Source organism: Allobosea sp. 05T422_2, assembly GCF_056396265.1.
On sequence record NZ_JBFTLD010000040.1, the window covers coordinates 18,693 to 37,253 of the forward strand.

18 protein-coding genes are annotated in these 18,561 nt (G+C 65.1%); all 18 read left to right on the top strand.

Going from position 1 to position 18,561, the window contains the following annotated elements:
- Nucleotides 1–98 precede the first annotated feature (98 nt).
- The 18 genes from AC1DJT_RS10225 to cheB all read left to right on the top strand — a co-directional run bounded on the left by AC1DJT_RS10225 (nucleotide 99) and on the right by cheB (nucleotide 18,559).
- Complete coding sequence (locus AC1DJT_RS10225; protein ID WP_476834003.1) at nucleotides 99–1,667, top strand: ABC transporter substrate-binding protein; 1,569 nt, start codon at nucleotides 99–101, stop codon at nucleotides 1,665–1,667.
- A 65-nt stretch (nucleotides 1,668–1,732) separates the two neighbouring features.
- Nucleotides 1,733–2,725: an ABC transporter permease gene (locus AC1DJT_RS10230; RefSeq protein WP_069879765.1), complete on the top strand. Its 993-nt coding sequence runs from the start codon at nucleotides 1,733–1,735 to the stop codon at nucleotides 2,723–2,725.
- Complete coding sequence (locus AC1DJT_RS10235) at nucleotides 2,715–3,650, top strand: ABC transporter permease (RefSeq protein WP_441489365.1); 936 nt, start codon at nucleotides 2,715–2,717, stop codon at nucleotides 3,648–3,650. The genes AC1DJT_RS10230 and AC1DJT_RS10235 overlap by 11 nt, the downstream gene beginning before the upstream one ends.
- A 21-nt stretch (nucleotides 3,651–3,671) precedes the next feature.
- Nucleotides 3,672–4,871, top strand: a complete 1,200-nt coding sequence (locus tag AC1DJT_RS10240) for an amidohydrolase family protein (protein WP_441489364.1) — start codon at nucleotides 3,672–3,674, stop codon at nucleotides 4,869–4,871.
- The gene (locus AC1DJT_RS10245) at nucleotides 4,871–6,373 is read left to right on the top strand and encodes an amidohydrolase family protein (RefSeq protein WP_476834004.1); all 1,503 of its coding nucleotides are present in this window, start codon (nucleotides 4,871–4,873) and stop codon (nucleotides 6,371–6,373) included. Before AC1DJT_RS10240 ends, AC1DJT_RS10245 begins: the two co-directional genes overlap by 1 nt.
- A gap of 11 nt (nucleotides 6,374–6,384) precedes the next feature.
- The gene (locus AC1DJT_RS10250) at nucleotides 6,385–7,362 is read left to right on the top strand and encodes an ABC transporter ATP-binding protein (protein ID WP_476834013.1); all 978 of its coding nucleotides are present in this window, start codon (nucleotides 6,385–6,387) and stop codon (nucleotides 7,360–7,362) included.
- The gene (locus AC1DJT_RS10255; protein ID WP_476768403.1) at nucleotides 7,355–8,323 is read left to right on the top strand and encodes an ABC transporter ATP-binding protein; all 969 of its coding nucleotides are present in this window, start codon (nucleotides 7,355–7,357) and stop codon (nucleotides 8,321–8,323) included. Before AC1DJT_RS10250 ends, AC1DJT_RS10255 begins: the two co-directional genes overlap by 8 nt.
- Nucleotides 8,324–8,430: 107 nt before the next feature.
- Nucleotides 8,431–9,885, top strand: a complete 1,455-nt coding sequence (locus AC1DJT_RS10260) for a methyl-accepting chemotaxis protein (protein WP_476768404.1) — start codon at nucleotides 8,431–8,433, stop codon at nucleotides 9,883–9,885.
- Nucleotides 9,886–9,961: 76 nt separating this feature from the next.
- On the top strand, nucleotides 9,962–10,450 hold the full coding sequence (locus AC1DJT_RS10265) for a response regulator (RefSeq protein ID WP_162768079.1): 489 nt from the start codon (nucleotides 9,962–9,964) through the stop codon (nucleotides 10,448–10,450).
- Nucleotides 10,451–10,546: 96 nt separating this feature from the next.
- Nucleotides 10,547–10,843 (top strand): STAS domain-containing protein, encoded by a 297-nt coding sequence (locus AC1DJT_RS10270; RefSeq protein WP_441505301.1) that lies wholly within the window; start codon nucleotides 10,547–10,549, stop codon nucleotides 10,841–10,843.
- Nucleotides 10,844–10,848: 5 nt separating this feature from the next.
- Entirely contained in the window at nucleotides 10,849–11,208 is a 360-nt protein-coding gene (locus tag AC1DJT_RS10275; protein ID WP_441476827.1) for a response regulator, read from the top strand.
- A 9-nt stretch (nucleotides 11,209–11,217) separates the two neighbouring features.
- The gene (locus tag AC1DJT_RS10280; RefSeq protein ID WP_441489359.1) at nucleotides 11,218–13,530 is read left to right on the top strand and encodes a chemotaxis protein CheA; all 2,313 of its coding nucleotides are present in this window, start codon (nucleotides 11,218–11,220) and stop codon (nucleotides 13,528–13,530) included.
- A 2-nt stretch (nucleotides 13,531–13,532) separates the two neighbouring features.
- Nucleotides 13,533–14,042, top strand: a complete 510-nt coding sequence (locus AC1DJT_RS10285) for a chemotaxis protein CheW (RefSeq protein WP_069882586.1) — start codon at nucleotides 13,533–13,535, stop codon at nucleotides 14,040–14,042.
- Between the two features lie 75 nt (nucleotides 14,043–14,117).
- Nucleotides 14,118–16,118, top strand: a complete 2,001-nt coding sequence (locus tag AC1DJT_RS10290) for a methyl-accepting chemotaxis protein (RefSeq protein WP_476834005.1) — start codon at nucleotides 14,118–14,120, stop codon at nucleotides 16,116–16,118.
- Between the two features lie 72 nt (nucleotides 16,119–16,190).
- Complete coding sequence (locus AC1DJT_RS10295; RefSeq protein ID WP_476834014.1) at nucleotides 16,191–16,463, top strand: hypothetical protein; 273 nt, start codon at nucleotides 16,191–16,193, stop codon at nucleotides 16,461–16,463.
- Nucleotides 16,396–16,854: a CheR family methyltransferase gene (locus AC1DJT_RS10300; protein WP_476834015.1), complete on the top strand. Its 459-nt coding sequence runs from the start codon at nucleotides 16,396–16,398 to the stop codon at nucleotides 16,852–16,854. Before AC1DJT_RS10295 ends, AC1DJT_RS10300 begins: the two co-directional genes overlap by 68 nt.
- Complete coding sequence (locus tag AC1DJT_RS10305; RefSeq protein ID WP_441489356.1) at nucleotides 16,851–17,447, top strand: chemoreceptor glutamine deamidase CheD; 597 nt, start codon at nucleotides 16,851–16,853, stop codon at nucleotides 17,445–17,447. Before AC1DJT_RS10300 ends, AC1DJT_RS10305 begins: the two co-directional genes overlap by 4 nt.
- Entirely contained in the window at nucleotides 17,444–18,559 is a 1,116-nt protein-coding gene (gene cheB / locus AC1DJT_RS10310) for a chemotaxis-specific protein-glutamate methyltransferase CheB (protein ID WP_476834006.1), read from the top strand. Before AC1DJT_RS10305 ends, cheB begins: the two co-directional genes overlap by 4 nt.
- Nucleotides 18,560–18,561: the final 2 nt, after the last annotated feature.

The following is an 18,561-nucleotide window of genomic DNA, read 5'->3' on the forward strand; positions in this document are numbered from 1 at the left end:
CAAAGTGCCAGGGTGGCGCGGGATTGGGCATTCACGAGGGGCACCGAGCCTGACCGAGCGCCAAAGATGCGCCGCAGGTTCATCGAGAGGAGAGATCGATGAAGAAGCACTGGTTGTTGGCGGCTGTCGCGGCTCTGGCGCTGAACGGCGCGGCTGAGGCGAAGACCCTGAAATGGGGCGCGTCGCGCGAGATCGCCTCGCTCGACCCCTATTCCTACGGCGAGACGTTCACGCTCTCCGTGCTCAATCATGTCTATGAGGGGCTGGTGCGCTACACCGGCGATCTCAAGATCGAGCCGGCCCTGGCGGAATCATGGGAGACGGTCTCCCCCACGGTCTGGCGCTTCAAGCTGCGTCAGGGTGTGAAGTTCCACAATGGCAACCCCTTCACCGCTKACGACGTGATCGCCTCGCTCGACCGCGTCACGCATGACACCTCGCCGCTCAAGGGTAATCTGCCGGCCTACAAGAGCGCCAAGAAGATCGACGACTATACCGTCGAGATCGAGGTCAACGGCCCGTATCCGCTGCTGCTGAACGACCTCACCAACATCTTCATCTTCGACAAGGAGTGGATGGAGGCGAACAACACCTCGCTCCCGACCGATTCCGGCAAGGGTATCAAGGGCTACGCAACCGACAACACCAACGGCACCGGCCCGTTCAAGGTCGAAAGCCGCCGCGCCGACGCCAAGACGATCTTCATCAAGAACCCGACCTGGTGGGACAAGCCGCAGCACAATATCGACGTCATCGAGTTCACGCCGATCACCTCGGCCTCGACCCGTGTCGCCGCGTTGCTCTCCGGCGAGATCGACTTCACCAATGTCGCGCCCTTGCAGGATCTGCCGCGGCTCGCGGCTTCGCCCGACGTCAAGGTCCTGCAGACCAACGAGCTGCGCTCGGTCTTCTTCGCCCTCAATCTGAAGGATGCGCTGTTCGAGAGCGATGTGAAGGACAAGAACCCCTTCAAGGATATCCGGGTCCGTGAGGCGCTCTATCGCGCGATCGACATCGATGCCGTCCAGAAGCGGGCCATGCGCGGCCTCTCGCGCAATACCGGCGCGCTGGTCGCTCCGGCGATCCCAGGCTACGAGCCGTCCCAGGATGTGCGCCTGCCCTTCGATCTCGAGGGGGCCAAGAAGCTGCTGGCGGCCGCCGGTTATCCCAACGGCTTCTCCTTCCAGTTCAATTGTCAGGCCGACAGCCTGGTCAACGAGGAGGAGTTCTGCCAGGCGGTCGCTTCGATGTGGTCGCGCGCCGGCCTGAAGCCCAATCTCAGCCTCGCCCCGCGCAGCCAGCAGACACCGAAACGCGTCAAGGGCGATTTCGACGTGATCTCCTTTGGCTGGGCCAATGAGCCTATGATCGACGCCTACTCGCTGCTGGTGCAGGTGCTGCGCTCGAAGAGCGGCACGGGCGGCGTGTTCAACTGGGGCAACTGGGGCGATCCGCGCATCGATGCGCTGATCGACAAGGCCGGCGTCGAACTCGACAACAGCAAGCGCATCCCGATGATGATGGAGGCGCTCAAGATCGCCAAGGCAGAGCATCTCTTCATTCCGCTGCATCAGCAGCCGATGGCGTGGGCGATGCGCAACACGGTGACCTCGACCGTGCAGGCCTCCGACAACAAGCCGCGCCTGTGGCTGACGATGCTGAAGTAAGCTGAACCGCATCGACCGACCGGGAGCGTTTAGGCGCTCCCGGCCCATTGTGACCGGAGGGGACGATGCCGGCTTTCCTGCTGAAACGACTGCTGAACGCGGCTGGCGTGATGCTCGCCGTCGCCTTCCTCGCCTTCCTGATCTTTCGCTTCGTCGGCGACCCCGTCGAGCTGATGCTGAACGAGCAGGCGAGCCAGGCGCAGCGCGACGAGTTGCGCGTGCGGCTCGGTCTCGACCGGGGCTTCGTCCTGCAATTTGCGACCTTTGTCGGCAACGCGGCGCGCGGCGATTTCGGCATCTCCTATCGCAATCAGCAGGATGTTTTCACGCTGATCACGGAGCGCTTCCCGGCCACTTTCGAACTGGTGCTGGTGGCGACCTTCCTGTCGCTCGCAGTCGGGATTCCGCTCGGCGTCTACACGGCGATCAGACGTGACAGCCTGCTCGCCAAGTCGCTGCAATTCGTCTCTGTGCTCGGCGTCTCCCTGCCAAGCTTTGCGCTCGGCATCCTGTTCATCCTGCTCTTCTCGGTGACGCTGCAATGGCTGCCGGCCTTCGGCCGCGGCGAGGTGGTGCAGATCGGCTGGTGGAGCACAGGTTTCCTGACGCCGTCCGGCCGGCGGGCGCTGATCCTGCCGGGCATCACGCTCTCGCTCTTCCAGATCACGCTGGTGATGCGGCTGGTGCGGGCCGAGATGCTGGAGACGATGCGCACCGATTTCATCCGCTTCGCCCGGGCGCGGGGCCTGCCGGCTCGCGCGGTGAATTTCCGCCATGCGCTGCGCAACTGCCTGATGCCGGTGATCACGGTGACCGGTCTGCAGATCGGCAACCTGATCGCCTTCGCGCTGGTGACCGAAACCGTCTTCCAATGGCCGGGCATGGGCATGCTCTTCGTCCAGGCCGTGACCTTCGTCGATATCCCGGTGATGGCGGCCTATCTGATCGTCGTCTCCTTCATCTTCGTGTCACTGAACGCGCTGGTCGACCTGCTCTACGCCTATGTCGATCCGAGGCTGCGCGAAGATGCGATTTCGGGAGCCGCCAATGCCCGTTGATGCCACTGCCAAGCCCGGCCGCCTGCGCCGCTTCCTCGACAGCGATATCGGCTGGAGCTTCTGCCGCACTCCCGCGGCCTGGCTTTCGACGCTGGTGCTGGTGCTGCTGATCGCGACCGCGTTTCTCGCGCCCCTGATCGCGCCGCAGAACCCGCATGATCTCGCTCAGGTCTTCATCGACAAGGCCGAGATCCCGCCGATCTGGCAGGCCGGCGGGGAGTGGCCGTTTCTGCTTGGCACGGACCCGCAGGGACGCGATGTGTTGTCGGCCATTCTGTACGGCACGCGCGTCTCGCTGCTGATCGGCATCGCGGCGGTGATCGTCTCGATGGGGCTCGGCGTTACGGTCGGGCTGGTCTCGGGCTTCTATGGCGGCCGCATCGACAACCTCCTGATGCGCCTCGGCGACACCGTTCTCTCGATCCCGACCCTGCTGATGGCGATCCTGGTCAGCGCTATCTTCCGCGAGTTGCTGCCACCCGGCCTGCGTGAGCCTTTCGCTGCGGTGGTGCTGGTGGTCTCGATCTCGCTGACCAACTGGGTGCAGTATGCGCGCACCGTGCGCGCCTCCACCATGGTCGAACGGCGCAAGGAATACGTGCTCGCTGCGCGCATCATCAAGGTCGCGCCGGCGCGAATCATGCGCCGCCACATCCTGCCAAACACCCTGACGCCGGTGATGGTCGCCGCGACGCTCAATCTCGGTCTGGCAATCCTGTCGGAAGCGACCCTGTCCTTCCTGGGCGTCGGGATGCCGATCACCCAGCCTTCGCTCGGCACGCTGATCCGCATCGGCAACCAGTACCTGTTCTCCGGCTCCTGGTGGCTGGTCGTCTTCCCGTCACTGCAGCTCGGGCTGATCGTGCTCTCGGTCAACCTGCTCGGCGACTGGCTACGCGATGCGCTGAATCCGAAACTCCGCTGACAAGAAACTGACGAGGAAACGATGGCTACCGATCTTCTGCTGCGCAATATTCGCCCGCTTGGCGGCGAGGCGACCGATATCCTGATCGAGAAGGGGCGGATTGCCCGCCTCGGGACCGGGCTTGCCGCGCCGGCCGGTGTCGTGGTCGAGGATGGCCGCAACGAGATCCTGCTGCCCGGCCTGGTCGAGGCTCACACCCATCTCGACAAGAGCCTCTGGGGCCTGCCCTGGTACAAGAACGAAGTTGGCCCGAGACTTCTCGACAAGATCGACAATGAGCGCCTGAACAAGCGTCGGCTCGGCATCGATCCCTATCAGCAATCGGCCCGCCAGAGCATCCAGTCCTCGCTGATGGGCTCGACCCATATCCGCAGCCATATCGACATCGATACCGACCACGGCATGTGGGGCGTCGAGGGCGTGATGAAGATGCGCGACGATTATCGCGACATCATCGACGTCGAGATCGTCGCCTTCCCGCAGTCCGGCATGCTGCGCCGGCCCGGCACGCTGGAGCTGATGGACGAGGCCATGAAGCTCGGCGCGGAAGTGGTCGGCGGCCTCGATCCCTGCACGATCGACCGTGATCCCAAGGGCCATCTCGACGCCGTGTTTGCGCTCTGCCAGCGCTACGGCAAGCCGCTCGACATCCACCTGCATGAGCCGGGTGAGGTCGGCGCCTTCTCGATGGACATGATCATCGAGCGTACACGGGCACTCGGCATGAAGGGCAAGGTCACGATCAGCCATGCCTTCTGCCTCGGCACGCCGGACCCGGCGCTCATCGATCCGCTGATCGCCCAGCTCGCCGAGCTCGACATTGCCATCATGACGACGGCGCCGGCGAGCAGGCCGGCCCCGCCGGTGAAGCGGCTGATCGAGGCCGGCATCCGGGTCTGCTCCGGCTCAGACGGCATCCGCGACACCTGGGGGCCGTATGGCAATGCCGACATGCTGGAGCGCGCCATGTTCGTCGGCCTGCGCAACAACTTCCGGCGCGACGATGAACTCCGGATCGCGCTCGATGTCTGCACCATCGAGGGTGCCAAGGTGATGGAACTCGACGGCTACGGGCTGAGCCAGGGCTGTCGGGCCGATCTCGTGCTCGTGCCCGGCGAGACGCTGGCCGAGGCGATCGTGACCCGCTCGCCGAAGCGTCGCGTCGTCAAGGGCGGCAAGATCGTCGCGCGCGACGGCGTCTCGATCAAGAGCGCACCCTGATGCTGCAGGCCGCGCCGCACCCCAAGGGCAGGGTCCTGCTGACCGCGCGCTGGCTCGTGGGCCACCGCGACGGCCGGCATCGGCTCATCGAGAATGGCGAGATCGTCTTCGAGAATGGCGAAGTGGTCTTCATCGGCCATCGCTTCCCCGGCGAGGTCATGCGCCGGATCGATTACGGCAACGCGCTGATCGGACCCGGCTTCGTCGATCTCGACGCGCTTTCCGATCTCGACACCACCATCCTCGCCTATGACAACCAACCGGCCTGGAAGAAGGGGCGTGTCTGGCCGCGGTCCTATATCGAGGCCGGCCCGGTCGAGATGTATTCGCGGGAGGAGCTTGCCTTCCAGAAGCATCATGCCTTCGCGACGCTGATCCGCAATGGCATCACCACGGCGCTGCCGATCGCCTCGCTGTTCTACCGGCAATGGGGCGAGACGCCGGAAGAGTTCTCCGATGCGGCAGAAGCCGCGGCGAAACTCGGCCTGCGCGCCTATCTCGGCCCGGCCTACCGCACCGGGAACCAGGTGGTCGAGGCCGATGGCAGGATCACGACGGCTTATGACGAGCCTCGCGGCCTTGCCGAGCTCGCAGAGGCGATCGCCTTCTGTGAGCGCTTTGAGGGCGCCGCCAGCGGACTCGTCCGCACCATGCTCGCGCCGGACCGGATCGAGACCTCGACTGCCGAACTGCTTCGGCGCACGGCGGAGGCCGGCCGGACCCTTGGCGTGCCAGTGCGGCTGCACTGCTGCCAGTCGAAGATCGAGTACGATCTCGTGCTGGCGCAGCACGGCATGAGCCCGCCGGAATGGCTGGAGAAGCTCGGCTTTCTGACCGAGCGGACGCTCCTGCCTCACGGAACCTATGTCTCCGGCAGCRGGCACATTTCCCGGCCTGGCCACGATCTCGAGATCATCCGCGATGCCGGTTCGACCATTGTGCATTGCCCGCTGGTCTCCGGACGCCACGGCAATGCCATCGATCATTTCGGGCGCTATCGCGAGATGGGCCTGAATCTCGGCCTCGGCACCGATACCAGCCCGCCGGACATGATCATGAACATGCAGGTCGGCATGATCCTCGCCCGCACCATGGCGGGCAGCTCGGCCGGCGTGCGCAGCGAGGACTATTACGACGCGGCGACCATTGGCGGTGCCGATGCGCTTGGCCGCCCGGATCTCGGCAGGCTCCAGCCCGGCGCGCGGGCCGATATCACGGTCTTCGATCTCGACCGGCCACATCTCGGCCAGGTCATCGATCCGATCCAGACCATGCTGCTCGCCGGACACGGCCGCGACTTCGCGACGGTGATCATCGACGGCCGCTTCGTCATGGAGGACCGCGAGATCCCGGGCGTCGACGAAGCTGCGGACAAGCGGCGCGCGCAGAAACAGTTCGAAGGCGTGATGGCGCAGTACCCGCGCCGGACACATGGCCACCCGCCGGCTTCCGAGATCTTCTCGTCAAGCTATCCGGTCGAACGTGGGGAGGAGAGAACATGACCGCCATGGCCGTGCCCCAGTCGCTGCTCTCGGTGCGGGACCTCAAGGTCGTCTTCGACGGCCGCCATGGCCCGCTGACGGCGCTCGACGGCGTTTCGCTCGAGATCGCGCCAGGCGAGATCCTTGGCGTTGTCGGCGAGTCGGGGGCGGGCAAATCCCTGACCGGTACGGCGGTGATCGGCCTGCTCGATCCGCCCGGCCGGGTTGCAGGCGGCAGCATCCATCTCAACGGCCGGCGCATCGACAATCTCCCAGCCGAGGCGATGCGCCTGGTGCGGGGCAAGGAGATCGGCGCGATCTTCCAGGATCCGCTGACCTCGCTCCATCCACTGCTCCGGGTTGGGGATCAGATCGTCGAGACGATCCTGGCGCATCTGCCGGTCAGCCGTGGCGAGGCGCGGGCACGGGCGCTCCACCTTCTCAAGGAAGTCGGCATTCCCGCCGCCGAAACGCGGATCGACCATTATCCGCATCAGTTCTCGGGCGGCATGCGCCAGCGTGTGGTGATCGCGCTGGCTCTCTGCGCCGAACCCAAGCTGATCATCGCGGACGAGCCGACGACGGCGCTCGACGTTTCGATCCAGGCGCAGATCATGAGCCTGCTCAAGCGGCTCTGCCGCGAGCATGGCACAGCGATCATGCTGGTGACACATGACATGGGCGTGATCGCCGAGACGGMAGACAGGGTCGCGGTGATGTATGCCGGACGGGTCGTCGAGGTCGGCCCTGTGAAGGATGTGACGCGCCACCCCAGCCATCCCTATACGGCCGGGCTGATGGCTTCGATCCCGAGCGTGCATGAGCGCCATCGCCATCTCAACCAGATCGACGGCGCCATGCCGCGACTGAACGCCATACCGAAGGGCTGCGCCTTCAATCCGCGGTGCGGTTCTTGCCGCGACCGCTGCCGCGACGAGCGGCCTTCGCTGGGCGCGGGGCTCCATATCGCCGCCTGCCATTTCCCCTTGCGCGAGCTGGTTCATGGCTGAAACTGAAACCATTCTCGAGGTGAAGGCGGCGTCGTGCCGCTTCGACGTCTCGGCGCCCTGGCTGTCCCGTCTGGCTTCGCATGAGCCGCGCCGTGTGTTGAGGGCGGTCGAGGATATCTCCTTCACGGTCCAGCGTGGCACCACTTTCAGCATCGTCGGCGAGTCCGGCTGCGGGAAGTCGACGCTGGCACGGATGATCGTCGGGCTGCAGCGCCCGACCGAGGGCAGCTTGCGCTTCGCCGATATCCGCCGCCTCGATGGCAGCTTCGGTCCGCCACGCGTTCAGATGATCTTCCAGGATCCCTACGCCAGCCTGAATCCGCGCTGGCGGGTCGGCGACATCATCGCCGAGCCGATCCGCGAGCTGAAGCTGCGCCGCGATGACGCCGAGGCGACGGAACGCGTCGGCGATCTGCTCGAGATCGTCGGTCTGTCCCGCGCCGACGCCCGGCGCTTCCCGCATGAATTCTCTGGCGGGCAGCGGCAGCGCATCTCGATCGCCCGTGCACTGGCGACCGAGGCCGATTTCCTGGTCTGCGACGAGCCGACCTCGGCACTCGACGTCTCCGTGCAGGCACAGATCCTCAATCTCATGGTGAGGCTGCAGGCCGAGTTCGGCCTGACCTATCTCTTCATCAGCCATAATCTCTCGGTGGTTCGGCACATGTCCGACCATCTGGCGATCATGTATCTCGGCCGCTTCGTCGAGGCCGGCCCCGCCGATGAGGTCTTCAACCTGCCGCGCCATCCCTATACGCGGCTGCTGCTCGACACGATTCCCGATGTCGAGAGACCGAACCGGGAGCGCAAGCCGATGTCGGGCGAGGTGCCGAGCCCGATTGCGCCGCCGAGCGGCTGCGCGTTTCACCCGCGCTGTGCGAGTGCCGTCGAGCGCTGTTCGCAGCAACGCCCCCCGCTGCGCGATTTCGGCGATGTCCGCCTCGCCTGCGACAGAGCGTGATCGGTACGCGGAGGGATGGTTAACGGCCGAACTGGCCGTTAACGCGCGATTTACCGTGTTTTGCCTAGGGTAAGCGAGGCTTCCTCTGGTCGCGGATACATCTCGCCATGCAAGCACAGGCTCTCAAGCTGCCGGAGACGGCCAATGAGGATGTGCTCAATGGGACTGCGGCCGCCCGCGCCATTGGCGAGATCGCGGAGCGCTTCGGCAAGCTCGGGGTCGAGATCACGGATATTTCCGGCCGCATCGGCGATGTCACACGACAGCTCGAAGGCCAGGCCGAAGGGCTGCACCGCGTCGTTGCGTCCGTCGAGCAGGTTTCGCGCTCCAATCGCTCGATCCAGAGTTCGGCGGAAGACGCTCAGAAGGCGGCGTCTGTCGTCAAGAGTGGCCTGGAACGGGTCACGGGAGCGGTTCGGCAGGGGCTGAATGCTGCCCAGAGCGATATCGAGACGCTGAGCCAGGGGGCCGAATCGATTTCGGCTGCGCTTGCCGAGGCCGTCACCAATGCCCACAAGGTTCGCGAGGCGAGCGACGCCATCCAGACGATCACGCGCGAGATCCAACTGCTCTCGATCAATGCCGGTGTCGAGGCGGCGCGGAGTGGTTCGGCGGGGCGCGGGTTTGCGGTCATCGCTGCGGCCGTGAAGCAACTCTCCGAGCAGACGCGTGAGGCGACCGCACTCAGCACCCGACAGCTCGACGCGCTTGTGGAAACGGTCGATCAGCTTGCCCGCCGCAGTTTCGAGAATGCAGCGGTCGCCCGCCGCGCGAGCGAGGAGAGCAGGGGAATATCCCGGCAGGTCGGCGAACTCGACATTTTCGGTCGCTCGGTCGTCGGGCTGATCGGCGATATCGATGCGATCTCGAATCCGACGCGGGAGAATGCCATCGCCTTCGCCAAGGTCGGCGAGGATCTCAAGGCGCTGGTCGCCGGCGTCGACCAGTCGAGCGGCAATCTCGATCTCGCGTCGGGCCGGGCGGCTTCGCTCGTCTCGATCAGCGAGGCGATCCTCGGTTCGATTGCGGCTTCCGGCGTGCGCACCGCGCAATCGGAACTGATCGCCACCGCCATGGAGACGGCGCAAGCCATTTCCGGCCTCTTCGAGGACGCCGTGGCACAAGGCGAAATCGCGATGGCCGATCTCTTCGATGAGACCTATCGTCCGATCGGCGGCTCGGACCCCCTGCAGCATATGACGCGTTTCGTCGCGTTGACCGATCGTCTGCTGCCGCCGCTCCAGGAAAGGCTGCTGGCCGCAAACAAGCGCGTCGTTTTCTGCGCGGCCGTCGATCGCAACGGCTTTCTGCCGACCCATAACCGCAAGTACTCGCAGGCGCAGGGACGGGATCCGATCTGGAACAACGCGAATTGCCGGAACCGCCGCGTCTTCGCGGATCGCACCGGGTTGGCGGCTGCCCGCAACCAGAAACCCTTCCTGCTGCAGACCTATCGGCGCGACATGGGCGGCGGCCAGTTTCTCGTCATGGAGGACCTCTCCGCGCCGATCTGGGTCAAGGGGCGCCATTGGGGCGGAATTCGCTTCGGTCTCAGCGTTTGAGGCGACCGCATTAACGGCCTGTGAGCGTTCCTGCAGGCAAGACTACGCGTAGCGCCAGGATGGCGCGTCGGGTTGAGTGAGTGTCCGGTCCAGCGTCATGCATATCGCGCCGTCTTTTCCCAATCTCTCGGTCCTGCTGATCGATAGCAGCGCGCATTACCGGCGCATCGTCCGGACCATGCTCTACCAGGCGTCGCTCCACCGCATCTTCGAGGCCCCGGATTTGTCCTCGGCCGCAACGATGTTCATCCAGAAGCAGCCGAACATCGTGGTCCTGGACTGGGACCTGCCCGATTCCGGCAGTGTCAAATGCCTGGCATCGATCCGTTCGTTCAAGACTTCGCCCTTCGCCAAGGCTCCGGTTCTGGTGATGATGGAACGCCCCGACCGCCGTTCGGTCGTGCAGGCGGCCAAGCTCGGGGCGCACGAGATCATCACCAAGCCGATCTCGCCCAACGCGCTCTGGCTGCACCTGTCCGGGATCATCAACATCCCGCGCAAGTACAAGGAGCAGAACGGCAGCATCTCGCTCGTTCCGCGTGCCATCAGCAATGCCATGTTCTGACCACATCTGCCTCGGAAACGCCCAAAGCGTTGATGCCGGGGTGCCGCCGATTAGCGAAATTTTTACCAATCTGGCGTGATCTTCCATCCGCCAATCATGGGTCCCGCCGCCGTGGTCATCACCGTCTCGCTTCCAGCCTTTCTCGGTCGTTCCGAGGCGGCAGCCTTCCGCAATCAGCTGCTTGTCGCGCTGGAGCAGAAGGAGAGCATCGCCGTCGAATGCGCTGAAGCTGGCCCCCTGCCCAGCCTCTGGATTCAGTTGCTCCATGCCGCCGCGACCAGTGCGCAGGCAAAGGGGCTCAGCGTCACTCTCAAGGCGGCCTCGGAAGAGTGCCGCAAGTCCCTGCAGGCGATCGGCTTCGATCCTGCCCAAAGCGCTCTCGTCCTGGAGTGATATCGATGAGAATCCTGGCCATCGACGATACGAAGACCCTGCTCAGTCTGCTCAGCCTGACGCTTCGCAATGCCGGACATGAGGTGGCGGAAGCGGAGAACGGCGAGGACGGCCTCGTCAAGTTCGACCAGTTCCAGCCCGATCTGGTGATCACCGACCTCAACATGCCGTTGATGGACGGAATCGAGTTCACGCGCGCCTGCCGTGCCCGACCGGCCGGCCAGAATACGCCGATCATCGTGTTGACGACGGAAAACGGCGCCGAGATCAAGGCGGAGGGCCGGCGCGCCGGTGCCAGCGCCTGGATGGTCAAGCCGTTCGAGCCCAACACCCTGCTCGGCCTCGTTGCTCGCTATCAGAACTAAGGCTGGCCGATGGATCCGTTAGCGGAACTCAAACAAACGTTCTTCCAGGAATGCGAAGAGCTTCTCGGCGCTCTGGAGCAAAAGCTTCAGGCGCTTGATGAGGGCTCACGCGAGCCCGAGGACGTCAACGCCGCATTTCGCGCGATCCATTCGATCAAGGGCGGGGCAGGGGCCTTCGGTTGCACGGAGCTCGTCGCCTTCGCCCATGTCTTCGAGGCTTCGCTCGATCATTTGCGTTCGGGGCGTGTCGCGATCGAGGACGCTCCCTTCGGACTGTTTCTGCGCTGCTCGGATGCCGTTGCCGATCTGGTGTCGGCGGCGCGCAATGACGAACCGGCCCGCCCGCGTCCTGATCTGCTCGAGGCGCTGGAACGTGTCGGGCAGGCCGAACCCGTCGCAGCAGCTCCTGCCGCTGCCGCTTCCGCACCTCCAGTGCCATCGGCCTCCGCGCCTGCGAGCGACGACGCCCCGCCGGGTATCGCAGCGCTCGGCAATCTGCTTGCGATGGTCGAGGCGAAGTCCGCCGCGCCCGTGAAGCCGATCGATGACGGCTGGGACGACGAGCCAGTTGCCGCCGTCGCTCCGGCCGAGCCGGTGAAGGCCGGCAGCGAGATGTGCCTGCGCATCACGCCGGATCGCGACCTCTTCCGCCGTGTGATCGAACCCCGCGTCGTGCTGGCGGCTCTGCCGCCGGAGGATATCGTTTCCGTCTCCTGCGACCTGAGCCACGTGCCGTCGCTGGAGGAACTCGACGTCACCGATTGCTGGATGCGCTTTGCCGTGAACCTGCGCACGCAGTTGTCGGTCGAAGAGCTGCACGGCAAGTTCGATTTCACCCTCGCGACCGAGGAGTTCGAGATCGAGGCGATGCCCGAGCCGGCCAATGACGATGTGGCCTCGTTCGCGCCAGTCGCTGCCGTCGAAGCAGAGGTGCCGCAGTCGGTTGCTGCCGATCTCTCGGCAATCCTGGCGAAGCTCGGGCCTGCTCCGGCCGCTGCGCCGGAACCCGTTCCTGTGCCGGCTCCTGCGCCGGCCCCGGCCCCAGTCGAGGCGACGGCTCCGCCCGTGCCGCGTCCTGCGCTTCGTGCTCCTGCCAATGATGCTCCTGCGGCCCGCCAACGCCAGGCCGTCAGCGTTCGCGTCGACCTCGACCGCATCGACAAGCTGATGAATCTCGTCGGCGAGATCGTCATTACCCAGTCCATGCTGGTCGAATGCGTGCGCTCGCTGCCCTATGACGTCTATGCCAAGACCGCCGAGGGCATCCTGACGCTGTCGCGCCAGACACGCGAGCTGCAGGACCATGTCATGGCCGTGCGCGCGCAGCCGGTGAAGGCCGTGTTCCAGCGCATGCCGCGCCTCGTCCGCGAGCTTGCGCAGACCCTGGGCAAGGAAGTGCGCCTGGTGCTCGAAGGCGAAAATACCGAGGTCGACAAGACGATCATCGAAGAGCTTGCCGATCCGCTGACTCACATGATCCGCAATTCGATGGATCATGGCCTGGAGACGCCGGAGGAACGCCTGGCAGCAGGCAAGGGGCCGGAGGGCACGATCCAGCTCACCGCCGAACATCGGGCCGGGCGCATCGTGATTTCCGTCACCGATGACGGGCGCGGCATCAATCGCGAGAAGCTACTGGGCAAGGCCCGTTCGCGTGGTCTTGTCGGCCCCGATGAAAAGCTTGCACCCGAGGAGATCGACCAGTTGATCTTCGCCGCCGGGCTTTCGACCGCGGAGGCCGTCAGCGACATCTCGGGCCGCGGCGTCGGCATGGATGTGGTGCGGCGCAATGTCGAGTCGCTCGGCGGCCGCATCAGCGTCGATTCCGAGCCCGGCCGCGGTTGCAAGTTCACCCTGGCATTGCCGCTGACGCTCGCCGTGCTCGAGGGCATGGTGATCCGCTGCGGTGACGATCGCTACGTCATCCCGATCGCGAGTGTGATCGAGACCCAGCACCTCGCCAATACGCCGATCGAGCATCTCACCTTCGGCCAGGAAGTCCTGCGCTGGCGCGGTGAGGTCACACCGCTCTACCGGCTCGGCGCCGTGATGGGCTCGTCCGGGCAGCGCGACGAGAACATCATCATCATCGCCGAAACCGAGCGCGGCGGTAATGTCGGAATTGCGGTCGACGAGATCGTCGGCCAGCAGCAGGTCGTCGTGAAGAGCCTCGAGGCGAATTACGGCGCGGTCAACGGCGCATCCGCCGCGACCATCCTCGGCGACGGCCTCGTCGCCCTGATCCTCGATGTCGACTCGATGCTGAGGCTGGCCGCGACCGGCAGCCGGCAACCCGCTCCCGAACTGAAAATGGCTGGATGATCATGACCCTTCAACTCGGCGAAAAGCACTTCTCGTCGGCGCAGCCTGAATCAGCCGTGCGTCGTATCGTTACCTTCCGCGTCGGTGATCGGACTTTCGGCATCGATGTCGGCATGGTTCGTGAAATCAAGGGCTGGCAGGTGACCACGCCCCTGCCGCATGCGGCTCCGCATGTGCGCGGCGTGCTCAATCTGCGCGGCGTCATTCTCGCGGTCTACGACCTGCGCACCTCGATCGGCCTCGGTGTCACCGATGCCACGGCAACCCACGTCATCGTCGTCGTCGATGTCGAGGACAAGACCGCCGGCCTGCTGGTCGACTCGGTCTCCGACATCGTCGATGTTCCGGTCAGCGCGGTTCGCCCGGCGCCGGATCTGGAGCGTGACGAGCATGGCCTGATCGAAGGCCTCGTGTTGCTCGACACCGAGATCGTCGCCTTGCTCGACCTCGCGGCCGTGATCCGCGAAGGCGGGGCGGAAACCCCTCTCGCTCGGACCACCCGGGCGGCTTGATCATCATCTGACGCGGCAACGCGCCAGATGACTGAGCCGGGAAGGCCAACGCGCCAAGAAAGACACGACAAGAACATGGGCAGCTTCGCCGGTTCCCTTTCGAGACTCTCGGTACGGCTGCCGCTGATGTTTCTCGGCGCGGCTTTCGTTTCGGGCGGCGCCATCGGCGCCGCCGCCTATCATGTCGCCTGGGGGCGGCTGAATGACCTCGCGCAGCTCGGGCTGAGCGCCGCCGATATCGACGGTGCCGTGCGATCGGCCATTCCGCAGATGCTGGGGATCAGCGCCGTTTCGCTGGTCGCGATCGCGGCCGTCGGCTGGTTTGCGGCGCGGTCGATCTACCGGCCCATCGTCGAGATGCGCGATGCGGTCGGCCTGTTGGCCCAGGGCGAGAACGCCGCGATCCCGGGCCTCGCCCGCGGCGACGAGATCGGCGACCTTGCCCGCGCCCTGAAGAGCATTCACGAGACAGGGGTCGAAGCTGCGCGTATCCGTGCCGCGCTCGATGACTGCCGCACCAATGTTATGGTCTGCGATCGGCAGAACCGCGTCGTCTACGTCAACAAGTCGCTGCTGAAGTTCTTTGCCGAGGCCCAGGAGGATTTTCGCACGGCCTTCCCGGGCTGCTCGGCCAAGGACATGCTTGGCCGGGTCATGGATGCCGTCTATGGCGACCCCGTGTTCGGGCGGCATGATGTCGGCGGGGCCCGCGCGATCCGCTATGCGCTCGGCCGGCGGACTATTTCGCTGTCTTTGAGCCCTGTCCTGCATGCCAATGGCGAGCGTCTCGGCACCGCCGTCGAATGGCTGGAACTGACCGACGAACTTGCCGCCGCCAACGAGGTTGCAGATGTCGTCTCGGCGGCCGTCGAGGGCGACTTCTCGCGTCGTATTCCGCTTGCGGGCAAGCCGGAGGCGATGGCTCGCATCGCCGAGGGCCTGAATCAGATCAATACGCTGGTCGAAGGCGCGGTCGGCGAATTTTCGAGCGTGCTCGGTGGACTGGCTGAGGGCGACCTGAGCCACCGCATGGAGGGGGACTATCGCGGCCGCCTCGCAGAGCTGAAGCGCAGCCTGAACGGAGCACTCGCCCATCTCGGCCAGACCGTCTCGACCATCCAACTGACGGCAGGCAATGTTTCGCGAGCCGCGAGCGAGATCAATTCCGGCGCAGGCGACCTTGCCAGGCGGACTGAAGCGACAGCCGGCAATCTGGAGGAAACTGCCGCGACGACCGAGGAGCTGGCAGCCTCCGTCAAGCAGAGCGCGGCCCGCTCCCGCGAGGCGACCCAGCTGGCCGGAGAGGCCATGAATGTGGCCAATGACGGCAGGGTTGTCGTGTCCCAGGYGGTTGGCGCGATCGAACGGATCGAGACGTCCTCCGTCCGCATCTCGGAGATCGTCTCCGTGATCGACGGTATTGCCTTCCAGACCAATCTGCTGGCGCTCAATGCGGCGGTCGAGGCTGCGCGGGCCGGTGATGCGGGCAAGGGGTTTGCCGTTGTGGCCTCCGAAGTGCGCGCCCTGGCACAGCGTTCCGCTCAGGCTGCGCGGGATATCAAGGGTCTCATCGCGACCTCCAACGAGCAGGTCGGCGAGGGCGTGCGCTTCGTACGCAGCACCGGTGAAGCTCTGGAGCGGATCGTGGCCGCTGCGAGCAAGGTCTCTGCGACCGTCGCGGAGATCTCTTCCGCGACCGCCGAGCAGGCCCATGGCATCGAGGAGATGAGCCAGACCGTCGCCCATATGGACGAGATGACCCAGCAGAACTCGGCTTTGGCGGAGCAGAGTGCGTCATCGGCACATGAACTGATGGCGGAAATCGACAGGCTGAAACAGCTTGTTGCCGTCTTCCGCATCGAGGAAGGGTTCGCTGCGCCGTCGGTTCATGCTGCGCAGACCGAGCCCGCCCGGTTGCAGCGACTTGCGGCTGCAGCGCTCGTCGAGCAGGCGCGTGTCGCGCCGGCGGTCCGCCGCCCGGAGTCGCGTCGGMCGGAACTGACGAAAGCCCCGGCGGTCCGTCCAGCGCCGCGCCGCATCGCCAATGGGCGTGTCGATGATTGGGCCGAGTTCTAGTTCGATGTTGTCAGGTTCACAGTGATGCTCGCGCCTCAAGGTCTTCCCGAAGCCACGCTGACGCGTGAGGACATGGGCTTCATATCGAAGCTCGTCTACGAGCATGCCGGCATCGTCATCCGCGAACACAAGGAAGCGATGACGCGCGGTCGCCTTTCCCGACGCGTCAAGGCGCTGGGAATGGGCTCGGTCGCGGAGTACTGCGCCTTCCTGAAGCCGGCGCGGGCGTATCCGGATCTGGTCCTCTGCCTKCTCCTCCGGCGAGGAGCCCTACAGCATTGCGGCTGTCTMGCGCGACGTCATCGGCTCACGCAGCGATCTCGATTTCCGCATTCTGGCGACTGATATCGACACGGACATCCTCAACCGGGCGGAAGCGGGCATCTATCCGGCGGAGCTGTTCGAGCGTCTGCCCGCCGATGTCAGGCCGCTGCTGCGCCTGGACGGGCAGGTCGGGCGTGGAGAGGCGCGGATCAGCGATGATCTGCGCCGGCTGATCGCCTTCAAGCGGCTCAATCTCATCGAAAACTGGCCGATGCGTGGCCCATTCGATGCCATTTTCTGCCGAAACGTCTTCATCTATTTCGATACCCGGACCAAGGCCACGATCCTCGACCGCTTCGTCGATCTGCTTGCGCCGGGAGGTTTCCTCTATCTCGGTCATTCCGAGTCGCTCCCGCAACCTCACCCGCAGCTCAGGCTGATCGGCCGCACGATCTACGAGAGAACCCCATGAGTATCACGCGGTCCTCTCGGCGCTATTTCGACCCCCGTTTCGAGGCGACGATCATCACGGTCGCGCCAGGTGAGCACGAGATCACCTCGGCGAAGGACGAGATCGTCGCGACTGTGCTGGGCTCGTGCATCTCGGTCTGCATGCGCGATCCGCAGGCAGGGGTCGGTGGGCTGAACCATTTCCTGCTGCCGAAGAACAACAGTGGCAACGATGCCAGCGCCGGCGAGCGTTATGGCGACACCGCGATGGAAGTTCTCATCAACGGCCTGCTCAAGCGCGGCGGCAAACGAAATCATCTCGAAGCCAAGGTCTTCGGCGGGGCACGGGTCCTGTCGGGGGCGACCATGCTCGCCATAGGCGACGGCAACATTGCCTTCGTGCTCGACTTCCTCAACCGGGAAGGCATTCCCATCGTCTCCAAGGATGTCGGCGGCACACGCTCACGGCGAATCCACTACCAGCCTTCCACGGGACGGGCCTGGGTGCAGCATGTGCAGCCGAGCGTCCGCAGCAGCGAGCATGAGCAGGAAGTGGCCTATCTCAACCGACTTAAGACCCAGCCTGTCGCAGGTGATGTCGAGATCTTCACATGACCCTGAACCAAGCACCATCGGCCAAACCCGTCACTGTCCTTGTCGTCGACGATTCCGTCCTGATGCAGAAGCTCATGACGCAGATCATCGACTCCGCCCCCGGCTTCAAGGTGATCGGCGTCGCCGGCAGCGCGGAGGAGGGTTGGGACGCGATCCAGGAGCTGCGGCCAGACCTGCTGACGCTCGATCTCGAACTGCCGGGACGGCACGGCCTCAAATTGCTGGCGCGCGTGCTGAAGCAGGATCCGTTGCCGGTGCTGATCGTCTCAGCCTTCGGCGGCCCAGGCGCCGACAACACCATCCAGGCGCTAGAACTGGGGGCGATCGACTTCATCGAGAAGCCGGACGGCACGACGCATACGCTCGAAGGCTTCATGAAGCATCTGGTGGCTGCGCTTCACCGCGCCTCGGCCAGTCGAAAGATGCTTGCAGCCGCGCGCGCTCTGGCGCGCGAAGCCGCGCCGGCAAGGCCAGCTCCCGTTCGTGAACCTGGGCGCGCTTCCGCCTCGCCCGGTGGGCGTACGTCGTTGATCGCCATCGGCGCCTCGACTGGCGGCGTACCGGCCGTGCAGGTGGTGATGCGGGACCTCGCCAATCTGCGCATCCCGATGGTCGTGGTTCAGCACATGCCCGCCGGCTACACGGCAAAATTCGCGGCACGCCTGGCGGCGGCCACCGGGCTTGACGTCCGCGAGGCGGCTGACGGGGACAAGCTGAAGCCTGGCATGGCGGTCGTCGCGCCAGGTGGCCTGCGCCATCTCGAGATCGAGGAGCGCCGTGGGGAACTGGTCTGTGTCCTGAAGGAAGGGCCGCTGGTCAGCGGTCATTCGCCATCGGTCGATGTCATGTTCCACTCGGTGGCGCGCAGCCTGGGTGCCCATTCGGTAGGCGTGCTGCTGACCGGGATGGGCCGGGACGGGGCAGACGGTTTGTTAGCCATGCGCAAAGCCGGCGCCGAGACGTTAATTCAAAGTGGCGAAACCTGTGTGGTAAACGGGATGCCGAAAGCAGCATTCGAGATCGGGGCCGCTGATCGCGTTGTGGCACTCGACCAGATTGGCGCCGCTATCGGCCACCTGATCGCAGAACGTCCGCATCAGCGCACCGCGTGAGG